Source organism: Actinorhabdospora filicis (assembly GCF_030269765.1).
In the GTDB taxonomy this organism is placed as follows: domain Bacteria; phylum Actinomycetota; class Actinomycetes; order Mycobacteriales; family Micromonosporaceae; genus Actinorhabdospora; species Actinorhabdospora filicis.
Genome location: NZ_BSTX01000001.1, coordinates 1900739 through 1926860, shown reverse-complemented (window position 1 = coordinate 1926860; position 26122 = coordinate 1900739). Strand labels below are relative to the sequence as shown.

General features: G+C 73.2%; 28 protein-coding genes. 18 read left to right on the top strand and 10 right to left on the bottom strand.

Annotation, left to right across the window (positions count from 1 at the left end; translation table 11 throughout):
- Positions 1-500: 500 nt before the first annotated feature.
- Positions 501-1415, bottom strand: a complete 915-nt coding sequence (murQ, locus tag QSK10_RS09025) for an N-acetylmuramic acid 6-phosphate etherase (protein WP_285662161.1) — start codon at positions 1413-1415, stop codon at positions 501-503.
- A 135-nt stretch (positions 1416-1550) separates the two neighbouring features.
- Between murQ and QSK10_RS09020 the strand changes: the two genes are divergently transcribed.
- The 4 genes from QSK10_RS09020 to QSK10_RS09005 all read left to right on the top strand — a co-directional run bounded on the left by QSK10_RS09020 (position 1551) and on the right by QSK10_RS09005 (position 4991).
- Positions 1551-2180 (top strand): hypothetical protein, encoded by a 630-nt coding sequence (locus QSK10_RS09020; protein ID WP_285662160.1) that lies wholly within the window; start codon positions 1551-1553, stop codon positions 2178-2180.
- A 224-nt stretch (positions 2181-2404) separates the two neighbouring features.
- Positions 2405-2938, top strand: a complete 534-nt coding sequence (locus tag QSK10_RS09015) for a hypothetical protein (RefSeq protein ID WP_285662159.1) — start codon at positions 2405-2407, stop codon at positions 2936-2938.
- A complete protein-coding gene (locus QSK10_RS09010) occupies positions 2935-4371 on the top strand; it encodes a hypothetical protein (RefSeq protein ID WP_285662158.1) in 1437 nt (478 codons plus the stop codon). The genes QSK10_RS09015 and QSK10_RS09010 overlap by 4 nt, the downstream gene beginning before the upstream one ends.
- A complete protein-coding gene (locus QSK10_RS09005; RefSeq protein ID WP_285662157.1) occupies positions 4368-4991 on the top strand; it encodes a hypothetical protein in 624 nt (207 codons plus the stop codon). Before QSK10_RS09010 ends, QSK10_RS09005 begins: the two co-directional genes overlap by 4 nt.
- Here QSK10_RS09005 and QSK10_RS09000 read toward each other — a convergent pair.
- Positions 4978-5901 carry a helix-turn-helix domain-containing protein gene (locus QSK10_RS09000; RefSeq protein ID WP_285662156.1) on the bottom strand — a complete coding sequence of 308 codons (924 nt, stop codon included), beginning with the start codon at positions 5899-5901 and terminating at the stop codon, positions 4978-4980. The two genes, QSK10_RS09005 and QSK10_RS09000, sit on opposite strands and share 14 nt — an antisense overlap.
- Before the next feature lie 70 nt (positions 5902-5971).
- On the opposite strand from QSK10_RS09000, the gene QSK10_RS08995 reads away from it, so the two are divergent.
- Positions 5972-6283 (top strand): cupin domain-containing protein, encoded by a 312-nt coding sequence (locus QSK10_RS08995; RefSeq protein ID WP_285662155.1) that lies wholly within the window; start codon positions 5972-5974, stop codon positions 6281-6283.
- A 1-nt stretch (position 6284) separates the two neighbouring features.
- On the opposite strand, the gene QSK10_RS08990 is transcribed toward QSK10_RS08995, so the two are convergent.
- The 3 genes from QSK10_RS08990 to QSK10_RS08980 are packed head-to-tail and all read right to left on the bottom strand — an operon-like array spanning position 6285 to position 10318.
- Positions 6285-8672 (bottom strand): S8 family serine peptidase, encoded by a 2388-nt coding sequence (locus tag QSK10_RS08990; protein WP_285662154.1) that lies wholly within the window; start codon positions 8670-8672, stop codon positions 6285-6287.
- 9 nt (positions 8673-8681) lie between these two features.
- A complete protein-coding gene (locus QSK10_RS08985; protein WP_285662153.1) occupies positions 8682-9428 on the bottom strand; it encodes an ABC transporter permease in 747 nt (248 codons plus the stop codon).
- Positions 9425-10318 carry an ATP-binding cassette domain-containing protein gene (locus QSK10_RS08980; RefSeq protein ID WP_285662152.1) on the bottom strand — a complete coding sequence of 298 codons (894 nt, stop codon included), beginning with the start codon at positions 10316-10318 and terminating at the stop codon, positions 9425-9427. Before QSK10_RS08980 ends, QSK10_RS08985 begins: the two co-directional genes overlap by 4 nt.
- Before the next feature lie 67 nt (positions 10319-10385).
- Between QSK10_RS08980 and QSK10_RS08975 the strand changes: the two genes are divergently transcribed.
- From QSK10_RS08975 to hutU, 3 genes are read left to right on the top strand one after another with little or no spacing between them, the layout of a single operon-like run.
- Positions 10386-10940, top strand: a complete 555-nt coding sequence (locus tag QSK10_RS08975) for a TetR/AcrR family transcriptional regulator (RefSeq protein WP_285662151.1) — start codon at positions 10386-10388, stop codon at positions 10938-10940.
- Positions 10941-10990: 50 nt separating this feature from the next.
- Complete coding sequence (locus tag QSK10_RS08970; protein ID WP_285662150.1) at positions 10991-11503, top strand: DUF3592 domain-containing protein; 513 nt, start codon at positions 10991-10993, stop codon at positions 11501-11503.
- 55 nt (positions 11504-11558) lie between these two features.
- Positions 11559-13238, top strand: a complete 1680-nt coding sequence (hutU, locus tag QSK10_RS08965; RefSeq protein WP_285662149.1) for a urocanate hydratase — start codon at positions 11559-11561, stop codon at positions 13236-13238.
- A 7-nt stretch (positions 13239-13245) separates the two neighbouring features.
- Here the strand turns inward: hutU and QSK10_RS08960 are convergent, their stop codons facing one another.
- Complete coding sequence (locus tag QSK10_RS08960) at positions 13246-14424, bottom strand: outer membrane protein assembly factor BamB family protein (RefSeq protein ID WP_285662148.1); 1179 nt, start codon at positions 14422-14424, stop codon at positions 13246-13248.
- Between the two features lie 113 nt (positions 14425-14537).
- On the opposite strand from QSK10_RS08960, the gene hutI reads away from it, so the two are divergent.
- A complete protein-coding gene (gene hutI, locus QSK10_RS08955) occupies positions 14538-15698 on the top strand; it encodes an imidazolonepropionase (RefSeq protein WP_285662147.1) in 1161 nt (386 codons plus the stop codon).
- Here the strand turns inward: hutI and QSK10_RS08950 are convergent.
- Positions 15619-15894, bottom strand: coding sequence for a hypothetical protein (locus QSK10_RS08950; RefSeq protein WP_285662146.1), 276 nt, complete (start codon positions 15892-15894; stop codon positions 15619-15621). The two genes, hutI and QSK10_RS08950, sit on opposite strands and share 80 nt — an antisense overlap.
- A gap of 207 nt (positions 15895-16101) precedes the next feature.
- On the opposite strand from QSK10_RS08950, the gene QSK10_RS08945 reads away from it, so the two are divergent.
- Positions 16102-17016, top strand: a complete 915-nt coding sequence (locus tag QSK10_RS08945) for a hypothetical protein (RefSeq protein ID WP_285662145.1) — start codon at positions 16102-16104, stop codon at positions 17014-17016.
- Between the two features lie 12 nt (positions 17017-17028).
- Here QSK10_RS08945 and QSK10_RS08940 read toward each other — a convergent pair whose 3' ends face one another.
- Together QSK10_RS08940 and QSK10_RS08935 are read right to left on the bottom strand one after the other, a co-directional pair.
- On the bottom strand, positions 17029-18174 hold the full coding sequence (locus QSK10_RS08940) for an NADH-quinone oxidoreductase subunit D (protein WP_285662144.1): 1146 nt from the start codon (positions 18172-18174) through the stop codon (positions 17029-17031).
- A gap of 2 nt (positions 18175-18176) precedes the next feature.
- A complete protein-coding gene (locus tag QSK10_RS08935) occupies positions 18177-19118 on the bottom strand; it encodes an SAM-dependent methyltransferase (RefSeq protein ID WP_285662143.1) in 942 nt (313 codons plus the stop codon).
- Between the two features lie 34 nt (positions 19119-19152).
- Between QSK10_RS08935 and QSK10_RS08930 the strand changes: the two genes are divergently transcribed.
- The 5 genes from QSK10_RS08930 to QSK10_RS08910 all read left to right on the top strand — a co-directional run bounded on the left by QSK10_RS08930 (position 19153) and on the right by QSK10_RS08910 (position 23170).
- Positions 19153-20106: a hypothetical protein gene (locus QSK10_RS08930; RefSeq protein ID WP_285662142.1), complete on the top strand. Its 954-nt coding sequence runs from the start codon at positions 19153-19155 to the stop codon at positions 20104-20106.
- 91 nt (positions 20107-20197) lie between these two features.
- A complete protein-coding gene (locus QSK10_RS08925; protein ID WP_285662141.1) occupies positions 20198-20665 on the top strand; it encodes a hypothetical protein in 468 nt (155 codons plus the stop codon).
- Positions 20662-21525: a hypothetical protein gene (locus QSK10_RS08920; RefSeq protein WP_285662140.1), complete on the top strand. Its 864-nt coding sequence runs from the start codon at positions 20662-20664 to the stop codon at positions 21523-21525. Before QSK10_RS08925 ends, QSK10_RS08920 begins: the two co-directional genes overlap by 4 nt.
- Entirely contained in the window at positions 21522-22358 is an 837-nt protein-coding gene (locus tag QSK10_RS08915; RefSeq protein ID WP_285662139.1) for a hypothetical protein, read from the top strand. The genes QSK10_RS08920 and QSK10_RS08915 overlap by 4 nt, the downstream gene beginning before the upstream one ends.
- A complete protein-coding gene (locus QSK10_RS08910; RefSeq protein WP_285662138.1) occupies positions 22355-23170 on the top strand; it encodes a hypothetical protein in 816 nt (271 codons plus the stop codon). Before QSK10_RS08915 ends, QSK10_RS08910 begins: the two co-directional genes overlap by 4 nt.
- Here the strand turns inward: QSK10_RS08910 and QSK10_RS08905 are convergent.
- Complete coding sequence (locus tag QSK10_RS08905; protein WP_285662137.1) at positions 23159-23797, bottom strand: SIMPL domain-containing protein; 639 nt, start codon at positions 23795-23797, stop codon at positions 23159-23161. The genes QSK10_RS08910 and QSK10_RS08905 overlap by 12 nt on opposite strands.
- A 142-nt stretch (positions 23798-23939) precedes the next feature.
- On the opposite strand from QSK10_RS08905, the gene QSK10_RS08900 reads away from it, so the two are divergent.
- Genes QSK10_RS08900 through panD form a run of 3 tightly spaced genes read left to right on the top strand, consistent with a single transcriptional unit; the run spans position 23940 to position 26112 of the window.
- Positions 23940-24833 (top strand): Rossmann-like and DUF2520 domain-containing protein, encoded by an 894-nt coding sequence (locus QSK10_RS08900; protein ID WP_285662136.1) that lies wholly within the window; start codon positions 23940-23942, stop codon positions 24831-24833.
- Positions 24830-25669: a pantoate--beta-alanine ligase gene (gene panC, locus QSK10_RS08895; protein ID WP_285662135.1), complete on the top strand. Its 840-nt coding sequence runs from the start codon at positions 24830-24832 to the stop codon at positions 25667-25669. The genes QSK10_RS08900 and panC overlap by 4 nt, the downstream gene beginning before the upstream one ends.
- Before the next feature lie 2 nt (positions 25670-25671).
- Entirely contained in the window at positions 25672-26112 is a 441-nt protein-coding gene (gene panD, locus QSK10_RS08890; RefSeq protein ID WP_285662948.1) for an aspartate 1-decarboxylase, read from the top strand.
- Positions 26113-26122: the final 10 nt, after the last annotated feature.

Below are 26122 nucleotides of genomic sequence, written 5' to 3'. Positions count from 1 at the left end.
GGCGCTTAGGGCGGGCCGCGACACGTCTGTAGGGCTGTCGGCCACTGTGCTTTGTTTGCTCACCGGACCGCCCGCCCGCGCGCGCATCGCCCGCCGCGCGCCCGTGCGCCAACGGGGCTGCCACCCGCCGTTCTCACGCCCGTCCGTCACGGCCACCATGCCTTGGTCACGGTCGGCGCGTGCCGTTTTCGCGCGCCGACTCTGTTGGTGGGGGCCCGAAGCCCGCCCCGCTGGGGCGAACGTAACCCCACCTCACGCGTGCTCCACCAAACGGCCCATCGCGGAACCTGTGGATAACCACCTCAATGTGGATAACTCGCAGGCGTGAGACCCCACCGGCCGGCGGGTGAGGCGAAGTCATTCGCCGACCGAGCCCCACCGGCCCGGCTCGCCCCGAGTGCCGCCGACCATCACCCGCCACGAACGAAGCAACCGCCCCACGCAAAGCCCACCGCCCCACCCACCCGCCGCCCACCCCGTTGTGCGCGACGCGCGGAGCTTCACCCCCCGAGCGCGACGCCCAGGCGTCCGCCCGCCCGTGCCAGCAGTGCGGCGCCTTCCTCCACGTCGACCGAGCGCTCCAGCATCACCACCGCCAGCTTGGTGTTGCGTCCGGCGCGGGCGAGGGCGGCTTCGGCTTCGGGGAGGCCGACTCCGGTGATCTCGGCGACCATGCGGGCGGCGCGGACGGCGAGTTTCTCGTTCAGGATCTGCATGTCGACCATGCGGTTGCCGTAGGTCTTGCCCAGGCGGACCATGGTGATCGTCGAGATCATGTTCAGCACCATCTTCTGCGCGGTGCCCGATTTGAGCCGGGTCGAGCCCGCCACGACTTCGGGGCCGACGGGGATGTCGATGCCGAAGTCGGCCTCGCCGGCCAGGCGCGAGCCGGTGTTGCAGGCGATGCCGATGGTCAGGGCGCCCAGTTCGCGGGCGCGCGCCAGGGCCGCCAGGACGAACGGGGTGCGCCCGGACGCGGCGATGCCCACGACGACGTCGGACGGCCCGACCCGCTCGGCGTCCACCGCCGCCGCGCCCGCCGCCTCGTCGTCCTCGGCCCCCTCCGCCGAGTTGACGAGGGCGCTGGGGCCGCCGGCCAGGATCGCCTTCACGAACTCCGGCGAGGTGCCATAGGTGGGCGGGCACTCCGAGGCGTCCACGACCGCCATGCGCCCGGCGGTTCCGGCGCCGAAGTAGCGGATGCGGCCGCCGGACTCCAGGCGCGGGACGAGGGCCTCGATCGCCGCGGCGATCTGCGGCAGCGCCCGGTGCACCGTCTGCGCGACGGTCGCGTCGGCGTCGTTCATGGTCGCCGCCAGCTCGGCCACGCTCATCCGGTCGATGTGCGCGTACCGCGCGTCGGCCTGCTCGGTGCCGAGTTCGGCCAGCGCCGCGGCGTCGTCTACCGTCGTCATCCCGCTCCCCAGGTGCGAAGTTTTCCTCCGCATGGAGGAATCCGAATGAAGGCTAGCAACGGATTCCGCACATGGAAAACTGTCGTACCCCTCGCATACCGTAAGGAGTACAGACGCGGAGGGAGGGGTACATAAATGCCCAGCCAGTTCGAGATCACCCTCAACGGATTCGTCGACTTCCTGCGGACCCGCGGCGCTGCCCGGGTCGACGTCGTGACACGGCAGCTCACGCAGTACACCGAGCCCTACTCCCCGGCTCGGGACTTCTACCGCCGAATCCTCAACGCGATCGTCTCCGGCCGGCGCACCGGCACCGACGAGGAGACCCTGCGGGCCGTGCTGGAGGCGGCGCCGCAGTACAAGAAAGCGCACTACCAGCAGGTCGTGGACGGTTGGCTCGCGGTCCTGCCGCAGTTCACCGGCACGCGCTGCCTGCGCGTCCACACCGGGCGCTGGCACAACCCGTCGGTGACCGTCCGGGCCACGCCGCACCTGCTGCTGGCCCGGCCCGACGGGCGCAAGGAAGCGCTCTGGCTGTACCTGAAGGCCGACCCGCTGCCCGCGGGCGACGCCGAGGCCATGCTCTACCTCGCAGGGGCGGCGATGCCGGAGATCTTCGCCGGCGCCGAACCGGTGGTCGTCGACGTCCGCCGCCAGAAGATCTGGTGCCGCGGCGAGGAGACCGAGGGCTTCGGCGTGTGGCTGGAATCGGAGGCCAACGGGTACAAGTTCCTGGCGGAGAAATGGGAGGACGCGCGCGCCTGACGCGCGAGTCGCAAGGGGTCGGCGAGGGAAGAAGACGGCGAGTCGATGAAGAACGGGCGGTCCGGGGACGGGCCGCCCGTGGTCGTTTCGGTGATCTGACGGGGGCGGCGCCGGTGGCGCCGGGCCGCTACGGTGCCGGAGGCGGAAGGGGGCGACGCCGAGTGCCCGACGTGCCACGCCGGTTCCGCCCGAACCGGTGACACGGTGCCCCGAGGGAGATGCCCATGTCCTTGAGCGAGCTGCTCGACCGCGCGACGTTCTCCGTCACGTCCCCCGGCCGCGTCCTGCGGCTGGACGCGACGATGCGGGCGGTGAACCTGGTCCTCCTCGCCGATCCCGCCGCGATCGCCTCGCGGGATCTGGAGCGTGAACTGGCCGCCGTCCTGCACAGCTGGATCCTCACCCGCGACCGCGTCTTCCGGCAGGCCACCGCCCGCGCCCGCGAGGCGGCCGGGCTGCCCGAGCCGCCACCAGATCGAGGCACGTCCCGGATGGCGGACGCGGTGAGCCGCCTGGAGGCCGAGGGCCGCTCCCGGCACGGCTGGGCGACCGTCCGCTGGACGGGACACGACTCCTTCGACGTGACCATCGACGCCGTCCGCATGCGCCGAGCCAAAGGCGGCGAGCTGCGGCACGAGTTGCTGTCGGCGGTCTACTCCGCCATCAGCGACCAGCGCGAGCAGTACGCGCTGCTGCGCCGGCGGACCCTCGGACGGGTCTTCGCCGTCCGCGACGAGCTGCGCGGAGACCGCCGATGACCGGCCCGTACGCCTCCTTCAAGGCCGAGACCAAGGTCCTCGTGGAGAACGGCGTCAACCGCATGGAGGACGCCCTCGCCTGCGAGGCCGCCCGGCTGCTACTCCTGGAGGTCGGTTCGGTCCCGGCCGCCGCCTTCGGTGCCATCGCGAAGTTCTCCACCGAGATGCACCGGGACTGGACCGAGCAGTTCGCCGCCCGCTGCGCCGAACTGGAGTCCATCCGCGACGCCCTGTGGGCCGCCGGATCGGGGCTCCTGCGGGTCGCCGCCGGCTACGAGAACACCGACATCGAGGTCGCCTACCTGATCGGGAACAGCTGGTCGGTTCAGGGCACCGCCGTCGGGTCCTATCTGGACACCCTCTTCGCCGTGTACGGCGGCCTGACCTACCCCGCGCACGGCTCGTTCCCCGCCGACTTCCGGAGCCTCCGGGACACCGTGGCCGCCTCCAGCGGTGGTGACGGATTCGATTTCGCCTCGCCCGTCGAGACGCCCGTACTGCCGACGTACTCGCAGGAGACGGTGCTGGAGAGCATCCCCTTCGAGACGAAGTGGGCATGGCCGTGGGAGGACGAGTGGCCGTGGCCGTGGGAGTCGGAGTACTACGAGTCCGCGCTGACCACGACCGTCGAGGTGCCGAAGGTGTCCATCGCCGCCGACCCCGGTGTCGAGGCGGACAAACTGGTCGCGTTCGTCATGGACGACACCAAGGGCAACGCGCTCGCCCTCGGTGAGGCCATCATCGAATTCGAGGACGGCTCGACCGGCGGGCGGCCGATGCAGGACATGATCGTTCCGGCGTGGACGGCCTCGGCGAAGGTCTTCGCGAGCCGCCAGCCGTCGATCCAGGCGGTGGCCTCGGCCGTCGCCGAGATCGCCGAACGGGTCATCAACCAGTCCGGCCGCCTCAACACCTACTGGGAAGGCGTGGGCGCGGCCTCCTACCTCTCCAAGGACCAGTCCGGCCTCGCCCCGTTGATGGGCGCATACCTGCAGGGGCTAAGCGCGCGCATCGACTGGCTCACCACGCGCAGCAGCAAGGTCTCCGTAACCATCGAGTCCATCCGGAACCTCTTCGCCGACGGCGCTTTGAAGCAGGTCGAAGCGGTCAACGCGGCCAACGACGAGTACCGCAAGGCGGTCGCCTCGGTGCTCGGCGGAGATCCGGCCTCGTCGGTGAAGACCGCCATCGAGGCCGTCTTCAGTGTCTACACGGCCTCGCGGAAGATGGACGCCGACATGGTCAGAGCCGAGATCGAAGAGGAGAAGGGCTCCATCGCCCACAAGCTCGGTGTCGGACTGGGCGAGCTGTACCTCGAACCGCGCAGATTCCAGCCGCCCGGCGGTGGCCCCGGCTGGAGCGAACCGGGCCTGTGGAAGAACAAGGGCGGCGCATTGCCCGCGTACTCGACCGAACAGGAGAGCGGCTCGTGACGGACGAGAAGAAGCCCGGCTTCTGGGCCCGCTCACCTATCGGGACCACGATCATCGCCTTCGCCGTCGTGGGTTTCATCGTGTTGGTGCTCGTCGACACCCGGCTGTTCGGACTCGTGCCGGCCGAGCCGGAACCGGCTCCGTCGGTGGCCGTCCCCGAGCCCATCGCGCTGACCTGTGAGGCGTGGCGGGCGTCGGTGAAGGAGCCCCTGCTCGGCGAGCTCCAGACGCGGGGTGTCGACAGGTCCGTCGCCGACTTCGAGCGGTCGTGCTTCGCCATGGGGCTCGATGACGGGGGCGGTTACCTCGCCTCACTCGATGTCACGATCAACAGTTATGCGACCGACACCGCTCTGGATGACGTGAACCGGATGCGGCTGGGTCAGATGGCGTACTGCTCACCCGGTGCGCCGTCGGAACCGTACGGGCCGGTGTCCTGCTTCAAGACGCCGAGCGTGGTGCGGTGGTCGGGAATGATCCGGCAGAAGACGGTTCGGTTGATGATCGAACTCGATCGGAAGAAGCTCCCCGCCGCCGCCGAAGCCGCCGCCACCACCCCCCAGGCCCTCGCCACCGAGCTCGCCGACCGGGTCGGGCGCGATCTCCTCACCCGCGTCTGAACGCCCTGCGGTACCCCGCCGGTGTCGTCCCCAGCCGCGCCCGGAAGTGCCTGCGCAGGTTCACCGCCGATGACAGCCCGACCCGGGTCGCGATGGCCTCCACGGGCAGGTCGCCGGTCTCCAGGAGTTCGCGGGCGGCGTCGACGCGGCGGTCGAGGAGCCACTGGCCGGGGGAGGCGCCGACTTCGGCGGTGAAGCGGCGGGCGAAGGTGCGGGGTGACATGCGCGCGTGTTCGGCTAGCGACGTCACTGTCAGGGGGGCGTCGAGGCGGGCGACGGCCCAGTCCAGGACGGGTGACAGCGACAGCTCCCGGCGCTCGGCGAGGGGGCGGGCGTACTGGGACTGGCCGCCCTCGCGGTGGGGTGGCATGACCATGTCGCGGGCGATCTCGGAGGCGTGGGCGGCGCCGTGGTCGCGGCGCAGGAGGTGGAAGCACAGGTCGATCCCGGCGGCGGTGCCCGCGCTGGTGGCCACGTCGCCGTCGTCGACGTAGAGGACATCGGGGTCGACCGACACCAGGGGGAAGCGTTCGGCGAGTTCGGCCGCGCGCCGCCAGTGGGTGGTGGCGGCGCGGCCGTCGAGGAGTCCGGCTTCGGCGAGGACGAACGCGGCGGTGCAGATGGACACCACGCGGGCGCCGCGCGTGTGGGCCGCCCGCAGCGCGTCCAGTAGTGGCGCGGGCGCGGGGCCGCCGGACCAGCCGGGCAGGACGATGGTGTCGGCGCGCTCGAAGGCGGCCAGTCCGGCGGGCACGTCGATGTCGTAACCGGCGGTGGTGCGCAGGGGGCCGGGGGACAGCGAGCAGGCCTCGAAGGAGTAGTGCGGCGCGGCGAAGATCTGCGAGACGATCGCCAGCTCGAAGGGCTGCTGCGGGGGATGCAGGAGTGCCACGATCCGGTGCGGGGACATGGCAGAAAAGTACCCGAGGATGACATCCCTGCCACTGACGTCCGCGCCGGATCCGCCGCAGGATGGCCGCATGACACCAGAGAAGCGCGTCACCGCCGTCCGGCTCGACGAGATCGTCCCCACCGATGTCGCCCCCGGCATCACCCGCCTCGGCCTGCCGGGGGAGCAGGTCACCGCCCGCGCCTTCGACTTCGCCCCGGGCGCGGTGTGGCCCGAGGTGGACGAGCACCCGCACGACGAGCTGATCTACGTCGCCGACGGGGTGCTCCTCGACAACGGCGTCACCTACCCGGCGGGGTCGTTCCTGCACTACTGGCCGAATTCGCGGCACCGGCCCGGGACGGAGACCGGCGCGCGCATCCTCGTCTTCACCCGAGGCTGAGTCAGAGACCGAGGGCCCCGGGCACCGACACCACGCCCGCCCCGGCCACGTTCCCGCCGCACGCGGACAGCGACTGCTCGCCGGACAGGGTCCGGGCGCCGTTCGCGGGCACCGCCGTCGACTTCAGGGCCGCCACGGTGCCCGCGATGTCGCCGGCGAGTTCGGGACGCGCCTGCCACAGCAGCGCCACCACGCCCGCCACGTGCGGGGTGGCCATCGAGGTCCCGGACAGCGCGGTGTAGCCGCCGCCGGGCACGGAGGAGACGACCTCCTCGCCGGGGGCGACCACGTCGGGTTTGCCGACCGAGGACGGGCCGCGGCTGGAGAACTCGGTGACCTCGCCGCTCTTGTTGACCGCCCCGACCGAGAAGGACTCGGGGAGGTCGGCGGGCTCGTCGGCGACCGAACCGCAGTCGGGGCCGGTGTTCCCGGCGGCCACCGCGAAGAAGATCCCCGCCCCGGTCAGCGCCTGGACGGCCGGGCGCAGCACGTCGCCGGAGCAGCCCTCCATGCCCGGGCATCCCCACGAGTTGGTGATGATGTCCGGCGCGCGGGAGGGGTCCCCGGCGGTGAACGGGTCGCCGCCCTGCGGGAAGGGCGCGAGCATGAACTGGAGGCACGCGGTGTAGTCGATGGGGTTGCCCATGTTGCGCGGCAGGTTCGCGCAGCCCATCCAGGACGCCCCGGGTGCCACGCCGATCCCGTCGCGTCCCAGCGCCAGCCCCAGCGCGTGCGTGCCGTGCCCGTTGGGGTCGTTGGGCGCGCTCGTGCCGTTGACCGGGTCGAACCAGGAGTCCGCGCCGCCCCGGTACCCCGAGGCCAGCGCCGGGTGCGTCCCGTCGACGCCGGAGTCGGCGATGCCGATGGTGATGCCGGTGCCGTCGAAGCCCTTCGCCCACGCCTCGGGCGCGCCGATCTGGGTGATGTTCGGCTGGACGCCGTTGACGGCGGTGTCGCCGTGGATGGGGGAGGCGGGCGCGGGCACCGGGCGCGTGCGCGGCGCGATGAGCACCCGCGCGACGTCGCCGCGCTCCTCCAGCCAGGGCCGCGACTCCGGTCCGGTGTCCACCGCGATCGCGTTGACCAGGTAGAACGGCGTGTAGGACAGCCCGCGCGAGTCGAGTTCGGCCCGCAGCTCCTTCTGGGTGGCCTCGGCGTATGCCGTGAGGCGCTGGTAGGTCTCGGTCAGCCGCCGCTCGCGGGGCAGGAACTCCAGGCCCGACAGGTCGGCCTGCCCGCCCATCACCACGAACAGGCGCTCGCCGAAGGTCCCCGGCGAACCGGCGGTGTAGTAGACGGCGCACGCGGCGGCCAGCGCGACGACCGTGACCCCGGCGCCCACGGCGGGCAGCCGGATGATCCGCGAGGACAGCAGCGCGTAGACCAGCCCGGCCAGCCAGGCCGCGCCGACCGCGATCAGCGCCGCCCAGCCCGCCCAGGTCCCGAACTCGGGACCGGTGACCAGCGGCACGAACTCGTCGGAGTCCACGAACGCCAGGGGACCCAGCACCGCCGGTCCGACCGCGAGGGCCACCACGCGCCCGGCGCGCGCGCCGGTCTGCAGGGCCGCGATCGCGAAGCCGAGGGCCGCGGCGACGGTCATGACCAGCAGCTGCACTCCCGTCGCCCCGAAGCCGGTGCCGATCATGAACAGCGCGACGCCCGCGGTGGCGCCGCCGCCCAGGACCCGCCGCCACGCCGGTCCGTCGACGAAGGGCGCCCAGAAGCGCTCGCCGAGGACGGTCGCGGCCAGGGCTGCGCAGCCCGCGGCGGCCAGCACCGCCGCGCCGGTCTCCCACCACGAGCCCAGCGCGCCCGCCCACGTCCACGGCACGAACGCGGCCAGGCCGACGACCGCCGCCCACCAGTACCGGCCGGACGGCTGCGGCTCGCTGCGCCGCGGGCGCCGGATCAGCCACGCCACCACCGCGATGAGCAGCGCCAGCGCGCCCTGCGCGGCCAGCGCCAGCTCGTTGACCACGCCGGGGACGAGCTTGGGCGCGGCCAGCAGCAGCATCGCCACGGACGCCCCCAGCCACGCGCCACCGGCGGCCCACGCGGCCGGCCAGCGGCGCATGAACAGCATCGGCAGCATGGCCAGGGCGACCGTGACGGCCCCGGCGATGGTGACGCCGGGCCAGAAGGCGCGCCCGCTGTCCTGGTTGTAGAGGAGCCCGATCTGCCAGACGACCCATCCGCCGCCCTGGAACAGGAAGGTCCACGCCACCGCCCACAGCCCGGCCAGGACGGTGTAGATCGCGGCGAACGGGCCCCACGTCGACTCCGGCCGGGCCGCCGGTGGCGGGGGCGGGGGTGGTTCGAGCGTGCCGACGGCCGTGGGGGGCGGCGGGGGCGGATCGGCTTCGAGGCGGCCCTCTGGCGTCGTCATGAGGTCACTTTAGGAGAGTCGGGTGAACCTGCGGACGCTCAAGGGTGCGAAGACGCCGATGATGAGCAGGGGCCACAGCACCGCCGGGAGTACTTTGCCGTCTGCGCCGGGGTTGCCGAAGAGTTCGCGGCAGGCCGAGACGGTGGCCGACAGTGGGTTCCATTCGGCCAGGACGCCCAGCCAGGCCGGGAGTTGTTCGGGGGCGACGAAGGTGTTGGCGAGCATGGTCAGCGGCAGCAGGACCATCCAGCCCATTCCGGCGGCCTCGGGGGTGAGGGACAGGCCGAGGTAGATGCCGAGCCAGACCATGGCCCAGCGCAGTAGCAGGAGCAGCCCGATCGCGGTGAGGGCGGCCGGGAGGCTCCCGTGGGCCGTCCAGCCGATGGCGAGGCCGCAGGCGACCAGGACGATCAGCTCGAAGACGGAGTTGACCAGGTCGGTGACCGAGCGGCCGAGGACGACCGAGGCCGGTGAGACGGGTGAGGTGCGGACGCGGTCGGTGACGCCGCGGCGGGCGTCGGTGGCGACGATGACCGAGGTGGTGAGCAGCCCGTTGGCCATGGCCTGCGCGAACATCCCCGGCATCAAGAACTCGGCGTACTCGCCACCACCCGGCACCACCATCGCACTGCCCAGGATCAGCCCGAACAGCCCGACCATCACGATCGGGTAGGTCAGCCCCGAGACCAGCACCATCGGGTTGCGCCGCCAGTGGATCAGGCCCCGGTGGGTGAGCACCAGCGCGTCGCGGATCATCGCGGGCCTCCCGTCAGGCTCAGGAACACCTCGTCGAGCGTGGGACGCCGCAGCGCCACGTCCCGCGGGGTGACGCCCGCGTCGTCCAGGCGGCGCAGGACGGCCACCAGCTCGGCCACCCCGCCCGGCACGGTCAGCCGCCCGGTCTCCGGATCGCCCTCGCCGCCGATGAGCGCGGCGGCCCCGGCGAAGTCCTCCTCGCCCACGACCAGTTCGACGCGGTCGCCGCCGAGCCGTGCCTTGAGCGCGGCGGGGGTGTCCTCGGCGACCACGCGCCCGTGGTCGAGGACGGCGACGCGGTCGGCGAGCCGGTCGGCCTCCTCCAGGTACTGGGTGGTGAGCAGGACGGTGGTCCCGGCGGCGGCGACCTCGCGGACCGCGCGCCAGGTCTCGGCGCGGGCGCGCGGGTCGAGGCCGGTGGTGGGTTCGTCGAGGAACAGCACGGCCGGGCGGGTGACGAGCGCGGCGGCCAGGTCCAGGCGCCGCCGCATGCCGCCGGAGTAGGTCTTGACGCGCCGGTCGGCGGCGCCGGTGAGCCCGAAGGCCGCCAGCAGCTCGGTGGCGCGGGCGCGCGGGTCGGGCAGGTGGTGCAGCTTCGACCACATGACCAGGTTCTCGCGCCCGGTCAGGATCTCGTCGACGGTCGCCTCCTGCCCGACGATGGCGATGCGCTCGCGGACGGCCTTGACGTCGGACAGCGGTACTCCGGCCACGCTGCCGCTCCCGGCGTCGGGGCGGGTGAGGGTGGCCAGGACGCGGACGGCGGTGGTCTTGCCCGCGCCGTTGGGGCCGAGCAGCGCGCAGACGCGCCCGGCTGCCACGGTCAGGGAGAAGCCGGTGAGGGCGGGGGTGGCGCGGAAGGACTTCCGCAGGTCCTCGGCTATGAGCATTGGTCCTCCAATCTGGATTTCGAAAGTACCACTATGGAACGCGAGTGTTCCAGTAGATAATCTGGGCATGACCGTCCGCAACCGCACCCGCGCGGCGATCCTCGCCGCGGCCGCCTCGGCGCTGGGCCGCAACCGGGCCGCCACGCTCGCCGAGATCGCCGAGGCCGCCGGGGTCGGGCGCACGACCCTCCACCGCTACTTCCCCGACCGCGAGGACCTCGTCCGCGCCACCGTCGCCGACTCCCTGCGCGCCATCGCCGAGAACGTCCTCGCCGCCCGCCCCCACGAGGGACCCGCCCGCGAGGCCCTGCGGCGGCTGATCGCGGCCATGGTCGAGACCTACGAGCGGTCCCTGTTCGTATGGGGTGAACCCGCCGGCGTGCCCGAGGTGGACGCCGGGCCCGGCCCCGCCGAGGCCGACGCGGCCGTGCGCGCCCTCATCGAACGCGCCCGGGACGAAGGCGCGGTCGACCCCGCGATGAGCGTCGACTGGGTCCAGCAGATCCTCTGGGCGGTCACCTACACCGGCGGCGAGGCCGGGGCCAAGGGCCAGATCGCGCGCGGCGGAGTCGTCGACCTCGTCGTGCGCACCTTCGAAGGCGGGGTGCGCCCGGCCGCCTGAGACCCGTTCGGGCGAGCTCCCGACTCCCTCGCGGTCCCTAGGATCGGGGTATGACCCGCGACGCCGACCCGGCCGAGACCCGCCGCCGCCGAGAGCGGCGGCTGTTCACCGGCGTCGCCCTCGTCCTGACCATCGCGCCCAGCGCGCTCGCCTTCGCCGCACGCGACCTGTGGTACCCGGCGATCACCTTCACCATCGCCGCCATCGGCGCGCTCGCCCTCGCCTGGGCGGCCGTGCGGGTGCCGGGGGCGCTGCACCGCTGGCGGCTGCCCCGGCGCGGGATCACCGTCACCGCGCGCATCCTCGACAAGCACTCCGGGCGGCTCACCTACGTCTACCGCGACGACCGCGACCGGGACCGTGAATACGCCACCGGCTGGACCCTGGCCTCGGGCACCACCCTCGCCGTCAGCTACGACCCGCGCGACCCGTCCATCGCCGTGGCCGCCGACGGCGCGGGCCGGTGGGCGAACCTCGTCCCCGGGCTGCTCGGCCTGGCCTTCGGGCTGGGCGTGTACGCCTTCGCCGTCACCATCGCGATCGCGGCCGCCTTCACTGACTGACCCAAGATCAGCCGCCCCCCTCTCCGCGCGCCCGGGCCTTAGTAGTCTCGGCCGTATGACCCTGAGCAGCGACGCTCCCGTGAGCGGCCCCCGTCCGGTGCGTTCCCCCATCGGCACGTCCCTGACCTGCGACAACTGGCAGACCGAGGCCGCGTTCCGGATGCTCCAGAACAACCTCGACCCGGACGTCGCCGAGGCGCCCGACCAGCTCGTCGTCTACGGCGGGACGGGCAAGGCCGCGCGCGACTGGCCGAGCTTCGACGCTCTCCTGCGCACCCTGACCACCCTCAAGGCCGACGAGACGCTGCTCGTCCAGTCGGGCCGTCCCGTGGGCGTCATGCAGACCCACGAGTGGGCGCCGCGCGTCCTGATCGCCAACTCCAACCTCGTCGGCGACTGGGCGACCTGGCCGGAGTTCCGGCGCCTGGAGCAGCTCGGGCTCACCATGTACGGGCAGATGACCGCCGGCTCGTGGATCTACATCGGCACCCAGGGCATCCTCCAGGGCACCTACGAGACCTTCGCGGCCGTCGCCGAGAAGCGCTTCGGCGGCACCCTCGCCGGGACCCTCACCCTCACCGCCGGATGCGGCGGCATGGGCGGCGCGCAGCCCCTCGCGGTCACCATGAACGGCGGCGCCTGCCTGATCATCGACGTGGACCCCGTGCGCCTGCGCCGCCGCGTCGAGACCCGCTACCTGGACGTCGTCGCCGCCGACCTCGACGAGGCCGTCAAGCTCGCCGTGGACGCCCGCACCGCCAAGAAGGCGCTCTCGGTGGGCGTGGTCGGCAACGCCGCCACCCTCGTCCCGCAGCTCCTGCGCATGGGCGTGCCGATCGACATCGTCACCGACCAGACCTCCGCGCACGACCCGCTCGCCTACCTCCCCGAGGGCATCGACCCCGGCGACGCCCCCGACTACGCCGCCAAGAAGCCCGAGGAGTTCACCGACCGCTCCCGCGAGGCCATGGCCAAGCACGTGGAGGCCATGGTCGGGTTCATGGACGGCGGCGCCGAGGTCTTCGACTACGGCAACAGCATCCGCGGCGAGGCCAAGCTCGGCGGCTACGACCGCGCCTTCGCGTTCCCCGGGTTCGTGCCCGCCTACATCCGGCCGCTGTTCTGCGAGGGCAAGGGCCCGTTCCGCTGGGCCGCGCTGTCCGGCGACCCCTCCGACATCGCCAAGACCGACAAGGCCATCCTCGACCTGTTCCCCGAGAACGAGTCCCTGGCCCGCTGGATCAAGATGGCCGGTGAGCGGGTCGCCTTCCAGGGCCTGCCCGCGCGCATCTGCTGGCTCGGCTACGGCGAGCGCGACAAGGCCGGTGAGCGCTTCAACGAGATGGTCGCCGACGGCACCCTCAAGGCCCCGATCGTCATCGGCCGCGACCACCTCGACTGCGGTTCGGTGGCCTCGCCCTACCGCGAGACGGAGTCCATGCTGGACGGTTCGGACGCGATCGCCGACTGGCCGCTGCTGAACGCGATGGTCAACGTGGCCTCGGGCGCGTCGTGGGTGTCGATCCACCACGGCGGCGGCGTCGGCATCGGCCGCTCCATCCACGCCGGGCAGGTCACCGTCGCCGACGGCACGGCCCTGGCGGGGGAGAAGATCCGCCGCGTCCTCACCAACGACCCGGGCATGGGCGTCATCCGGCACGTCGACGCCGGTTACGACATCGCCGAGCGCGTCGCCGAGGAGAAGGACGTGCGGATCCCGATGCGGGAGAGCTGATCCCGGCCTAGATCTCGTAGAAGTACATCCCGTCGCCACCGACGGCGGCCAGTCCGTCGTCGGTGAGCGCGAAGCCCTGGCCCTGGATGCGGGCGTAGGCGCCGCTGGCGGTGTTGATCAGCCAGGTGCGCGGGCCACTGGACAGCATCAGCCGGTCGCCGATCAGCTGCGCGGTGTCCGGGGCGCGCCCACCGATGTGGACCATCCACGAGGGACCCTCCAGGGTCCCGGTGGCGGGATTGAAGAAGACGTCCCCGGAGTCGGCGGCGCCGATCAGCAGCCGCCCGAGCGTGTCGCCTTCGCGGGCGTTCCCGTCGTCGCCGGTGACGAGGTAGGGGCCGGTGATGAAGTTGCGCTCGGGCGTCCCGAAGACCAGGCGGCCGTTGGAGCTGAACATGGTGCCGCGGTCGCCGGCCCGCCACAGCTCGCCGCCGGTGACCGGGTCGAGTCCGCGCACGGTGTCGCCGTTGCGGCCCAGGACGTGTCCGTCGAAGGCGGTGATGTCGCTGTCGTGCCAGGTCGACAGGGTCGCGCCGGTGGCCAGGTCGACGGCCACCGCGCCGCGGCCGGAGCCGATGATCCCGTAGCCGACGGGGGTCCGGCGCAGCGCGCTGAAGGTGTCGCCGCCCAGTTCGCGCGGCCATTCGGGTTCCTGCGCGTCGCCCACGATCATCTGCCCCTCCCAGGCCACCGCGCCGGTGGCGGCGTCGCGGCCCCGGAAGCGGCAGCCGTCCGGATCGCAGAGGCGCGTGACGATGACCGGCGCGGGCACCGCGACGTAGGTCTCGCCGGCGTCGAGTTTCACGGTGTAGCGGGTCTCGCCGGTGTCCAGGTCGACGCCCTCGAAGGCGTAGAAGCCGTCGCGGGGCACCACGACGGTGTCGCCGAACAGGCGCGGGACCCGCGAGTCCAGGGTCCGGTCGCCCTCGTCGAGGTCGCGCCGCCACAGCCGCTCGCCGTTGTCGCGGTCGAGGACGACCACGGCGAAGTCGGTGGTGACCACGACCCGGTCGGCGGTGGTCTCGGTGGCGAAGGGCAGGCCCCGGTCGCCGAACCCGGCCGTCCACACCGGACTGACGCGGTGCGCCGAGGACGCGGCCAGGAACGCGCCGGCGCCGACGAAGATGACGGCGGCCACGGCGGCGGCGGACAGCAGGACGGCGCGCGGCCGGCGGAGCTGATGCATGGGGCACCTCGGGTCGGCGGGAGGGGTGCTGCACAAGGTAGGGGGTCCCGTCACCCCCGCGCGACCCCGCGCGTCCCGGCGGGCCCGCACACCGCGACCGCTACCCTCGTGGCGTGAGCCTGCTGATCACCGACATCGCCGAACTCTCCACCTGCGACCCCGCCCACGGCGAGGGCCCCACCGGCGTCCTCACCGATGCCGCGCTCGTCGTCGAGAACGGCGAGGTCGCCTGGATCGGCCCGGCCGCGCAGGCCCCGGACGCCGACGAGCGCCTGTCGGCCGAGGGGGGCGCGGTCCTGCCCGGTTTCGTCGACAGCCACGCCCACCTCGTCTTCGCCGGTGACCGCGCGGGCGAGTTCGCCGCGCGCATGGCCGGGCAGCCCTACGCCGCCGGTGGCATCCGCACCACCGTCGCCGCGACCCGCGCCGCCTCCGACGAGCAGTTGCGCGCCAACGCCGCCCGGCACGTCGAGGAGGCCCTGCGGCAGGGCACCACGACCATCGAGATCAAGGGCGGCTACGGGCTCACCGTCGCCGACGAGGCCCGCAGCCTGCGCCTGGCCCGCGAGTTCACCGCCGAGACGACCTACCTGGGCGCGCACGTCGTCCCCGCCGGCACCGACGCCGACGCCTACGTGGCCCTGGCCGCCGGGGAGATGCTGGACGCGGCGGCGCCCTACGCCAAGTGGGCCGACGTGTTCTGCGAGCGTGGCGCCTTCGACGGCGACCAGGCCCGCGAGATCCTCACCGCCGCCGCCAAACGCGGGCTGGGCCTGCGCGTCCACGCCAACCAGCTCACCGAGGGGCCGGGGGTGCGGCTGGCGGTGGAGCTGGGCGCGGCCAGCGCCGACCACTGCACGTTCCTCAGTGACGCCGACGTCGACGCCCTGGCTTCATCGTCTACTGTGGCCACTCTGCTGCCGGGTGTGGAGTTCTCCACCCGCCAGCCGTATCCGGACGCCCGCCGCCTCATCGACGCCGGGGTGAACGTGGCCATCGCCAGCGACTGCAACCCCGGGTCCTGCTACACCAGCTCGATGCCGCTGATGATCGCCCTGGCCGTCCGCGAGATGCGCATGACCGTCCCGGAGGCGATCCTGGCCGCCACCGCCGGCGGCGCCAAGGCCTTGCGCCGCACCGACATCGGCCGTCTGGTGCCGGGCGCGCGGGCCGACCTGGTGGTCCTGGACGCGCCTAGCGCTCTCCATTTGGCGTATCGGCCGGGGGTGCCGCTGGTGCGGTCCGTGCTGCGAGCAGGGGCGCGGGTGGCGTAGACCGGGCCGGGTGCAGCCGGATCCCGATGCCGCACAGGGCCAGGCCGATGCCGACGATGGCGATCGGCACGGCCTTGTCGTTGCCGGTGAACACCCAGACCAGCGACCAGATCTCGGCGACGAAGCCGCAGAACAGCACGAATCCGGACAGCACCGAGACGTCACGGGAGGTGGCGGGACGCGTTTGGGGCGACATGCGCCGACGATACCGCCGGGACGCCGCCCGCGGGGGTGCCGAAAGGGCACGGTCGAAGACACCGTCGACAGTGGACCCAATCATCCGCCCGAGCCGGGAACCCGACACCCGCCTCACCCTTCCCTTCCCCCGAAATCGGGCGTATGGTCTGGCCTTATGCCACCCTCGACGCCCACGCCGAGGCGGCGGGGAGGACGAGCGCTCGCGGTGCTCTTCTGGTGCGGGGTGGGGCTCGCGCCGGTGGCGGCGGGCGTGCTGTTGGTGGAGGACGGTGGTGGTCCGTCCGACGTCGCCGTCCTGCTCGCGGTGACCTCGATCGTCCTCATCGGACTGTCCGTCGGCCTGCGCTCCGACGCCGACGTGACCTTCGAGGACCTGTCCCGGCAACTGGCCCTGGCCCGCCGCGACGCCGCCGAGGCCGATGAGGCCGCCCGCGTCGCCATCGTCACCGCGCGCACCGAGATCCGCGACCTGAAACTGGTGGTGGACGACATGTGCGCCCGGCTCCTGGGCTCGGTGCAGCAGACCCGGACCGCGCTGGACGGCCTGCACACCGGCCAGCAGCCGTTACTGCGGGCGGTCCCGGCGAACCTGCCCCGGCGGGCCGAACCGCCCGCGCCGACTCCGCCTCCGGTACCGCCGCCCCCGCCCGCACCCCCGCCTTCGCCCGCGCCCTCACCCTCGTCCGGCAGGCAGCCCTCTTCGCCCGCCTCCGGCAGGCATCGCCACACCGAGGAGCCCGAGCGCGTGGTCGCCCGCGCGCAGGTGCCCGCGCCGCGCAACCCGGTCACCCGGGGCGGCCCCAGCGTCCAGCCGGCCGTGCCCGCGCCCGATCCCCGCCAGACCCGCATTCCCCGCAGCCGGCACGCCGGGGACGATCCGCGCACCGAGGCCTGGATCGACGCGCTGCGCCGGGACGAGGCCATGCGCCGCCACGAGGAGCCGCGCACCGACGCCCCCGGGCCGCGGCTGTCCAAAGAGGACACCTCGGCGTTCTGGATCCGGCAGCAGCACGAGCGTCAGCGCGCCGCCCAGCAGCAGTACCCGCAGCCCCAGTACCACCAGGAGCCGCGCCGCCACCGCCGTCGCGAGGACGAGGAGTACCGCGGCTGGCCGTCCTGAGTGGATGGAGCGCTACTTGTCGACGTCGCCGACCACGAAGAACATCGAGCCCAGCACCGCCACCAGGTCGGGCACCAGGCAGCCTTCCAGCAGCGTGGCCAGGGCCTGCACGTTCGAGTAGGACGCGGTGCGCAGCTTCAGCCGGTAGGGCGTCTTCTCCCCGCGCGAGACCAGGTAGTACCCGTTGACGCCGAGCGGGTTCTCCGTCCACGCGTAGGTGTGCCCCTCGGGCGCCTTCACGACCTTCGGCAGCCGCACGTTCACCGGCCCGCTGATGGCGTCCACCCGGTTCAGGCACTCCTCGGCCAGGTCGAGCGAGACGTACACCTGCTCCAGCAGGCATTCGAAGCGCGCGTGGCAGTCACCGGCCGTCCGCGTCACCACCGGCACCTTCAGCTCGCCGTAGGCCAGGTACGGCTCGTCGCGGCGCAGGTCGAAGTCGACGCCCGAGGCCCGCGCGACTGGTCCGCTCACCCCGTAGGCGACGGCCTTCTCCGGCGTCAGCACGCCGACGCCCTTGGTGCGGGCCAGGAAGATCTCGTTGCGGGTGATGAGCTTGTCGATATCGGGCATCCGCTTGCGGACCAGCCCGATCGCCTCGCGGGCGCGCCCCGTCCAGCCGACCGGGACCTCCTCCTTCAGCCCGCCGATCCGGTTGAACATGAAGTGCATGCGCCCACCGGCGGCCTCCTCGAAGACCCCCTGGAGCACCTCGCGTTCCCGGAACGCGTAGAACACCGGCGTGATCGCGCCGATCTCCAGCGGGTAGGAGCCCAGGAACATCAGGTGGTTGAGGACGCGGTTCAGCTCGGCGAGCGCCGTGCGCAGCCACACCGCCCGCTCCGGCACCTCGATGCCCATCAGCCGCTCCACGGCCAGCGCGACGCCCAGCTCGGAGCAGAACGCCGAGAGCCAGTCGTGCCGGTTGGCCAGCATCAGGATCTGCCGGTAGTCGCGCACCTCGAACAGCTTCTCCGCGCCCCGGTGCATGTAGCCCACGACCGGCTCGCACGCGGTGACCCGCTCGCCGTCGAGCTTCAGCTTCAGCCGCAGGACGCCGTGCGTCGACGGGTGCTGCGGCCCGATGTTCAGGACCATCTCGGTGGTGTCGAGGTGGTCGGCGCCCGCGCCGACGCCGACGGTCATCTCCCGCGTCATGCTCAGCAACTTACTCGCTGCAAGAGCCACCAGTGCGCACCCAATCCGGCCGGATCGGTCAGTTCGGCGACTTCCCCCGTCCGCGACAGGCCCCGCAGGTACCCGCCGGGGTCGGCCGAGGCGAGCGCCAGCGGCGGCCTCTCCGTGCTGAAACCCAGTCCCCGCAAGGCTTCTCGCTGCGTGGCGAGGCTCGTGGCCGTGGCCCCGGCGCGCACGCCCGCCGCCGCGACGGCGTCCATGGCCACGTGCGCGGTGATGTCGCGCGAGCCGTCCGGCACCGGCGGCACCTGCCGCCCGTGGGCGAACCCGGTGAGGGTGCCGTGCGCGGGCCGCGCGGCCTTGAGGTGCCCGTAGTCCACCGCCAGCGCCGCCCCTCGCTCCACTGTGGACACCAGTGTCGCCCACGCCAGGTCGCGCGGGCGCCCGATCTCGGCGCGTTCCCCGTCGGGCCACCACGCGTCCAGCCACGGATCGGCGACCGGCTCGCCGGGCTCCGTGACACCGTGCGCGTCGACGCGTTCGAGGCGGACGCCGGTTTCGGTGCGCACCACGACGTCGAGCGGCACATTGTCCAGCCACTCGCACGCGGTGATCAGGCCCGTCACCCGCGACGGCGGCACGTCCCGCCACCCGATGCGGGCGTCCAGGCCCACCGGGCGGTGTCGCAGCTCCACTCCGACCGGCCTGAGTCGGGCGGCGAGCCCGTCGTCCGCCAGTTCGAGGACGCCCGTCAGCAGCTCGCCCTCGCCCGCGCCCACATCGACCAGGTCGAACTCCGCGGGATGGCCGAGCGCGGCGTCCAGCTCCTTCACCACTCGCAGGATCGCCTCGGCGAACACCGGCGACCTGGCGGAGGTGTGGAAGTGCCCGGCCGGGCGGTTGCGGCGGTAGAAGCCGTCGACGCCGTAGAGGGCCTCGCGGATGGCCTTGCGCCAGGGGAGCATCCTGGGAGTCTGGCACGCCGGATGGGAGATGCCCGTGTCCGACCTCGCCCACGCCGACCGGCTCGCCGCCGCCGCAATCATCCTGCTGCGACGCGGCGAGGCGGGCGATGAGCGCACCCGCGTCCTGGACGCGACCCTGACGGAGCTGCGGGAGTTACTCGCCCGCGATCTGCGCCCGGTGCGGCGGTGGCTCCTCGACACCGGACCCCGCGTCGTCCTGGCGTTCCTCGGCCTGGCGGCCGGGACGGCCTGCCACCTGCTCGACGCCCGGTTCTGGGGGATCGCGGCCGTCCTCCCCCTCACACTCGCCGCGGTGTTCCTGCGCTCCCGTCCCCCATCGCCCTCCCCGGAGCCCGGCGGTGAGGCGGAGGGCGACGTGGCCGCGATCGTCCGCGAGATCGGCGTGGCCCTCGCCACGCACGGAGCGCAAGGCTCCCACGGCGGCCGCCTCGCGCACACCGCCGCGTGCCTGGCGCGAGCCTGGGACGTCCTCAACCTGGGCGCGATCCCCCCGTACACGCCGGGCGCGGGCTACCAGCGCTTCGGGCGTGTCCCCTTTCTCGAACGTCATGACGCGAGCCCCGCCATGCGCGCCATGCGGGCCACCGGCCTGCGCTGGAACGTGGCCGCCACCGCGCACCGGATGGTCCACCAGTACTGGTATCACTCCCTGTACCACCCGGCGGGCCGGCGCATACTCGCCCGCGCCGACCACGTCCTCCGCTACACCTGGCGTGCTCCCGGTGGACTGCCCGCTCGTCTGGTCGTGACGCTGCCGCCGCTGCTCGTGGCCGCCTTCCTCGGCGGCCTCCTCGGGCTGGCCGCCGCCGTGGTCTGCCTCGGCGCGATCGAGCTGACCCGCCTCGACCCCTGCCACGAGTACCCCCCGTCGAGCTACGCGGCCTTCGACGTCCGCGCCGACGACGCGCACACCCGCTGGCTCTTCTCGGTGAGCGGCGATCCCGTGCTGCGGGAGCTGATGCGCTGAGGCCGTATGCTCGCCCCCGCCCACGTGAAGTACCGCCCACCGCCCATGGAGTGCCCGCCATGATCGCCTTCTCCGTACCCGGAGCCCCGGGATGACCCGCCGCTTCATCGAAGCCGACCGCCTCGCCGCCGGGCTGGGGCTGGGGGAGTTGCGGTGGCACGTGTCCCGCACCCAACCCCGCCGCCCCGGCCCGCTCGTCCACGCCCTCGCCTGCGCCGCCCGCGCCTGGGCGCAGACCCACGACGGCCTCCGGCAGCTCTATGGCCCCGGCACCCCACCCGGCACCGACCGGGGTGACGCCGTCGCCCGCCTCGACCGCGTCCTGCACGACACCGCCGCCGAGCTGCTCGACGGACCCGACCCGGACACCGCCCGCCGCCGTCTCGCGCGACTGGACCACGCGCTGCGGCTGGTGTCGGGCCACATCCCCAAGCCCGATTCACCGCAGCCATGGTGCCGGGCGACGACGAAGCCGGTCGCCGACCGGGAGGCCGTGCTCCGGGACGTCGCGGAGGCGTTCCCGCACCCCGTCGTGCGCGGCTACCTGGAGGTCTCGTGAGGTACTTCGCCGAGGCCGACCGCCTCGCTGCCGCCCTGGGGGAGACCGAGCTGCGCGAGCACCTCGCGGCCGCCGACGCGGCCGTGGGCAGAGCGCGGTGGAGAGGCGTGACCGCGTACGCGACCATGGCCGTACTCGCGGCGGCCGCCGTGATGCTCATCGGTCGCCTGGACTCGCCGTGGCCGCTCAGAGCACTGCTCGGAGCGGGCGTGTTCGCCGCCCTTCTCACCCTGATGCTCCTGGTGGCCCGCCGCCCCGGCAGGCCGGGGGTGGTCGAGCCCGTGCCGGACGCGACCCACGACGCGCTCGTGGCGGCCGTCGATGACGCCTTCGGTGCCCTCCGGCCCCGCCATCGGCGACTCGGCCCGGTCCTGCACGCGCGCGCGTTCGCCGCACAGGTGTGGGCCGAGGCTCGCGGCGAGCTGCCCGACGCGGATCCGCCGCACCGGCCCTTCGACCGGCGGCGGGCCAGAGCAGCGCACTGGCTGCACGGCCTGACCCATGACCTGGCCGGCCGCGAGTCCCATGACGACCGCAGCCGAGCCACGCTCGCCAGGCTGGACCGCGCCTCGCTGCTGGTGGACCACGGCCCGCGCGCGAGGCTGCCCTGGATCGCCTTCGGCGTTGCTGCCGTGGGCGTGGGCGCTGTGGTGACGGCCTTCTCACCCGCGATGAGCGGCGGAGTGTGTGGGCTGCTCGGGTCCCTGATGAGGCCGGTGCTGGACGGCGCCATGCCCGCCTGCCCGCACTCGTTCTCGTCGTGGCCTCCCCGGGACCGCGAAGAGGCCCTCCGCGAGATCGCCGAGGTGTTCCCGGGCCTCCGCGAGCTCATCGCCCGCGACCACCTGGAGGTCTCGTGAGGTACTTCGCCGAAGCCGACCGCCTCGCGGCGGGGCTGGGGGCGGTCGAGCTGCGCGAGCACCTCGCGGCCGCCGACGCCGAGATCACCAGGGCGCGGTGGACGGGCCTGATCGCACGCCTCGTCGTCACCGCGCTGGTCACGGCGGCGGTGGTCATCATCGGCTTGTCCGACATGACCTGGCCGCTCAAGGCTCTGCTGGGCATGGGTGCCTTCGCCCTTGTCGTGACACCGGTGATCGTGGTCGGGCGGTGGCCGAGCCGCCCGGTGATGGCCGCGCCGGTCCCGGACGCGACTCCCGACGCGCTCATGGACGCCGTCGACGCCGCATTCCGCGCGCTGAAGCCCCGGCACCGCTCACTCGGCCGCGTCGTGCACGCCCGCGCGTTCGCCGCGCGGGTGTGGGCGGAGGCTCGCGGCGAGCTGCCGGACGCGGATCCGCCGCGACCGCCTTTCGGCCGGCGGCGCAAACGGGCCGCGCAATGGCTGCATTCGCTGGTACACCGCACCGCCACCGACGAGTCCTGCGACCGCCTCACCCTCGCCCGCCTGGACCGGGCACTGCTGCTGGTGAGCACCCCGTCCCGGATGAACCTCGTCTGGACCGCCATCGGCGTCCTGGGGATGACGATGGCGGTGGCCGGACCCGACCACCCGTACGTGATGGTCCTCGGGTACGGCCCGGTGATCACCGCCTCGATCGGCGCCGGAATGGAGCTGGCCCTGCCGGATTGCCCGGTCGCGGGCTGGCGTGTGCGTCCTCGGGATCGCGAAGAGGCCCTCCGCGAGATCGCCGAAGCCTTCCCCGGCCTCCGCGACCTGGTCCGCCCATGACCCCCGAAGCCCTCGCCGCCGCCCTCCTCGCCCGCCTCGACCCCGGCGACGCCCTCCGCTACCGCGTCACCCTCATCCAAAACGCCTCGCGCGCCGCCGCCAGGCTCGCCGCGCCGGTCGGGTGGGTGCCGTGGCTCGGCGTGGCCGCGAATCTCGCGGTGGCGGCGATCCTCTACTACGTCATTGACCTGGACCGGCTGGTCGAGCTGGTGATCTATGGCGTCTGTGCCTTCGCCGTCGTCGTGGGCCTGCTCCGGGTGCTGCGGGAGCGGCCGGAGCCCACGCCCGTCATCGGCGGCGACGTGCCCGAACTCGCCGGTCGCCTGCTCACCGCCACCCGGGACGCCTACGTCACCGCTCGCCGGGGACGCCACCTCCTGGCGCACGCCTACGCGCAGGCGGCGATCGTGCGCACCTACGTGGAAGAGGACGGCCACCTTTCCGTTGCCGACCCGGGCCACCTCGGTGAGCGGGTCCACCGGCTGCTGCACGACGCCTGTGACGACCCGGACGTCGCGCCCGGGGTACTGGCGCGGTACGCGCGGGCCCAAGAGCTCGTCGGCGGGAACGCGCCGAGTGGGGTGGTCCTCGGGAACGCCCGGACCCTGCTGGTCCTCGGGTACATGCCGGGCTTCGTGTGGATCCTGGCGGACACGCCGGGCTTCCCGGTCGGTCTCAGTCCGCTGATCGCGCAGGTCTTCGTCATATTCCTGGGGATCCGCCGTGCCACCCGCTGCCGCCTGTCCGACCCCACCACGCCGGATCGCGTCCGCGCCGAGCTCCCACCCGATCTCCGTCACCTAATCCCGTAGCAGCGCCCACCCCATCAGCACCGACGCGCGAACCGACACCGCCCCCGGCTGCATTCCCGACGGCATGGGCGGAGCCGCCATGGCCTCCATCCGGTACATCACCGGCCCGGGGTCCCCGGCGTCCAGGTCCTCCACGTGCAGGACCGCCCCGAGCCGGACGCCGGACGCCGAGGCGAGCTCGGACGCGCGCGTGAGCGCCGCCGACACCGCCAGGGACCGCGCCCGGGACGCCAGCGCGGCCGCGTCCCGGACGGTGTAGGTCACCTCGTCCACGCGGTTGGCCCCGGCGTCGGTGACCGCGACGAGCATCGGCTCGACGATGTCCAGGTCGCCGAGTTCGACGGTGAATCCGGCCTCGCAGCGGTAGCCGAGGAACTTCCGCTCGATGCCGTAGCCCTCGTACTCCGAGGACAGCGTCAGCCGGGATTCCTGCACCGCCTCGTCGGGGACGCCGTGTGCGCGCATCGCTTCGCGGATCGCCGCGACGCGCAGGCGGGTGGCCCCGAACGCGGCGGCGGCGTCGGGTTCGACGCGTTCGGCGGCGAGGCGGACGCGGGCGAGGTCCGGTGACGCCACGGCGGTGCCGGTGCCGTAGGCGGTGAGCCCCCAGGGCGCGGAAATCTGCATGCCCGCAGCTTAGGACGAAATGGGGTGGTAACGAGTGCCTAACCTCACTGTCGCAACATCTCCCCCGCGAGCGCTCCGAAGGCGATACTTGACCACGTTGACCGGTACCCCTGGCAGGACTGGATCGCAGAACAGGAGTTCGATGACGAACGCCGCCCGACTGACCGTGGGCATCATCTCCGCCGGACGCGTGGGCTCCGTGCTCGGTGCCGCGCTCGCCCGCGCCGGGCACCACGTCATCGCCGCCACGGCCGTCTCCGACGCCTCGCGCGACCGGGCCGGGCGGTTCATCCCGCAGGCCGAGCTCGCTCCCGCCGAGCGCGTCGCCGATCTCGCCGAGCTCCTCGTCCTGGCCGTGCCGGACGACACCCTCCCCGGCCTCGTCAAGGGCCTCGCCGACACCGGCCATCTCGTGCCGGGACGCATCGTCGCCCACACCTCCGGCGCGCACGGCATCGGCGTGCTCCGGCCCGCCACCGACGCGGGGGCGCTGGCGCTCGCGCTGCACCCGGCGATGACCTTCACCGGGCGCGCCGAGGACCTCGACCGGCTCGCCGGCATCTCCTGGGGCGTGACCTCGCACGAGGACGCGCGCGTCGTCGGCGAGGCGCTGGTCGTGGAGATGGGCGGGGAGCCGGAGTTCATCGCCGAGCACCGCCGCGCGCTCTACCACGCCGGGCTCACACACGGCGCGAACCACCTGGTCACCCTGGTCAACGAGGCCTGCGACATCCTGCGCGCCTCGGGCGTCTTGATGCCCGAGCGGATGCTGGGCCCGCTGCTGTCGGCGGCCCTGGACAACACGCTGCGCCTGGGCGACGCCGCCCTCACCGGGCCCGTCTCGCGTGGCGACGCCGGGACCGTCGCGGCTCACCTGAGCGCGCTCGCCGAGACCGCGCCCGACTCGGTGGCCGCCTACCTCGCGCTGGCCAGGCGCACCGCCGACCGCGCCATCGACGCCCACCGCCTCAGCCCCGAGGCGGCCGAACCGCTGCTCGGCGTGCTCGCCGACCGACCCCAGGAGGCATCGCAATGACGCGACTCGTCCCCGACCGGGCGACCCTCGCCGAGGTCCGCCGCGAGATGACCGGCACGGTCGCCGTGGTGATGACCATGGGCGCCCTGCACGACGGGCACCGCGAGCTGATCCGGGACGCGCGCGGCCGCGCCGACCACCTCATCGTCACCGTCTTCGTCAACCCGCTCCAGTTCGGGCCCACCGAGGACTTCGACCGCTACCCGCGCACCCTCGACGCCGATCTGCGCATCTGCGAGGAGGAGGGCGCCGACGCGGTCTTCGCGCCCAGCCGCGAGGACATGTACCCCGGTGGGCGCCCGCAGGTCCAGGTCACCCCGGGCCCGCTGGGGGAGCTCCTCGAAGGCGCCTACCGCCCGGGGTTCTTCACCGGCGTCCTGACGGTCGTGGCGAAGCTGCTGAACGTGACCCGCCCGGACGTGACGTGCTTCGGGGAGAAGGACTACCAGCAGCTCACCCTCGTCCGGCAGATGGTCACCGACCTGTCGTTCCCCGTGGAGGTCGTGGGCGTCCCGACCGTGCGCGAGGACGACGGGCTGGCCCGCTCCAGCCGCAACGTGTACCTGTCCCCGGCCGAACGCCAGGCCGCCCCGGGCATCCACGCCGCCCTCCGGTCCGGTGCCGCCCTCGGCGCCAAGGGGGCCGCGGCGGAGGAGATCCGCGAGCGCGTCATCGGCGAGCTCCCGGCGGGCGTCGACCTGGACTATGTGCAGGTCACCTCACCGGAACTGGGTCCCGCGCCCACCTCCGGCCCGGCCCGGCTACTGTTCGCCGGCCGCCTGGGCTCCACCCGGCTCATCGACAACATCCCCCTCGACATCGCGGAGGCCGAGTAATGCTGCTCCGTACCATGTTCAAGTCCAAGATCCACCGCGCCACGGTGACCCAGGCCGATCTGCACTACATCGGCTCGGTGACCGTCGACGAGGACCTCCTGGACGCCGCCGACCTGCTCCCCGGCGAGCAGGTGGCGATCGTGGACATCACCAACGGCGCCCGGCTGGAGACCTACATCATCCCGGGCGAGCGCGGTTCGGGCGTGATCGGCATCAACGGCGCGGCGGCGCACCTGGTGAAGCCGGGTGACCTGGTCATCCTCATCTCCTACGGGCAGATGGACGACGCCACGGCCCGCTCGTTCGTGCCGAAGGTCGTGCACGTCGACGCCGACAACCGCATCGTCGGACTCGGCGGCGACCCGTCGGTGGCCGCGCCCGGCACGGCGGGCGATCCCCGCCCGGCCCCGCACGCGGTGCCCATCGGCGTCGGCGCCCACTAAGACGTAGGCT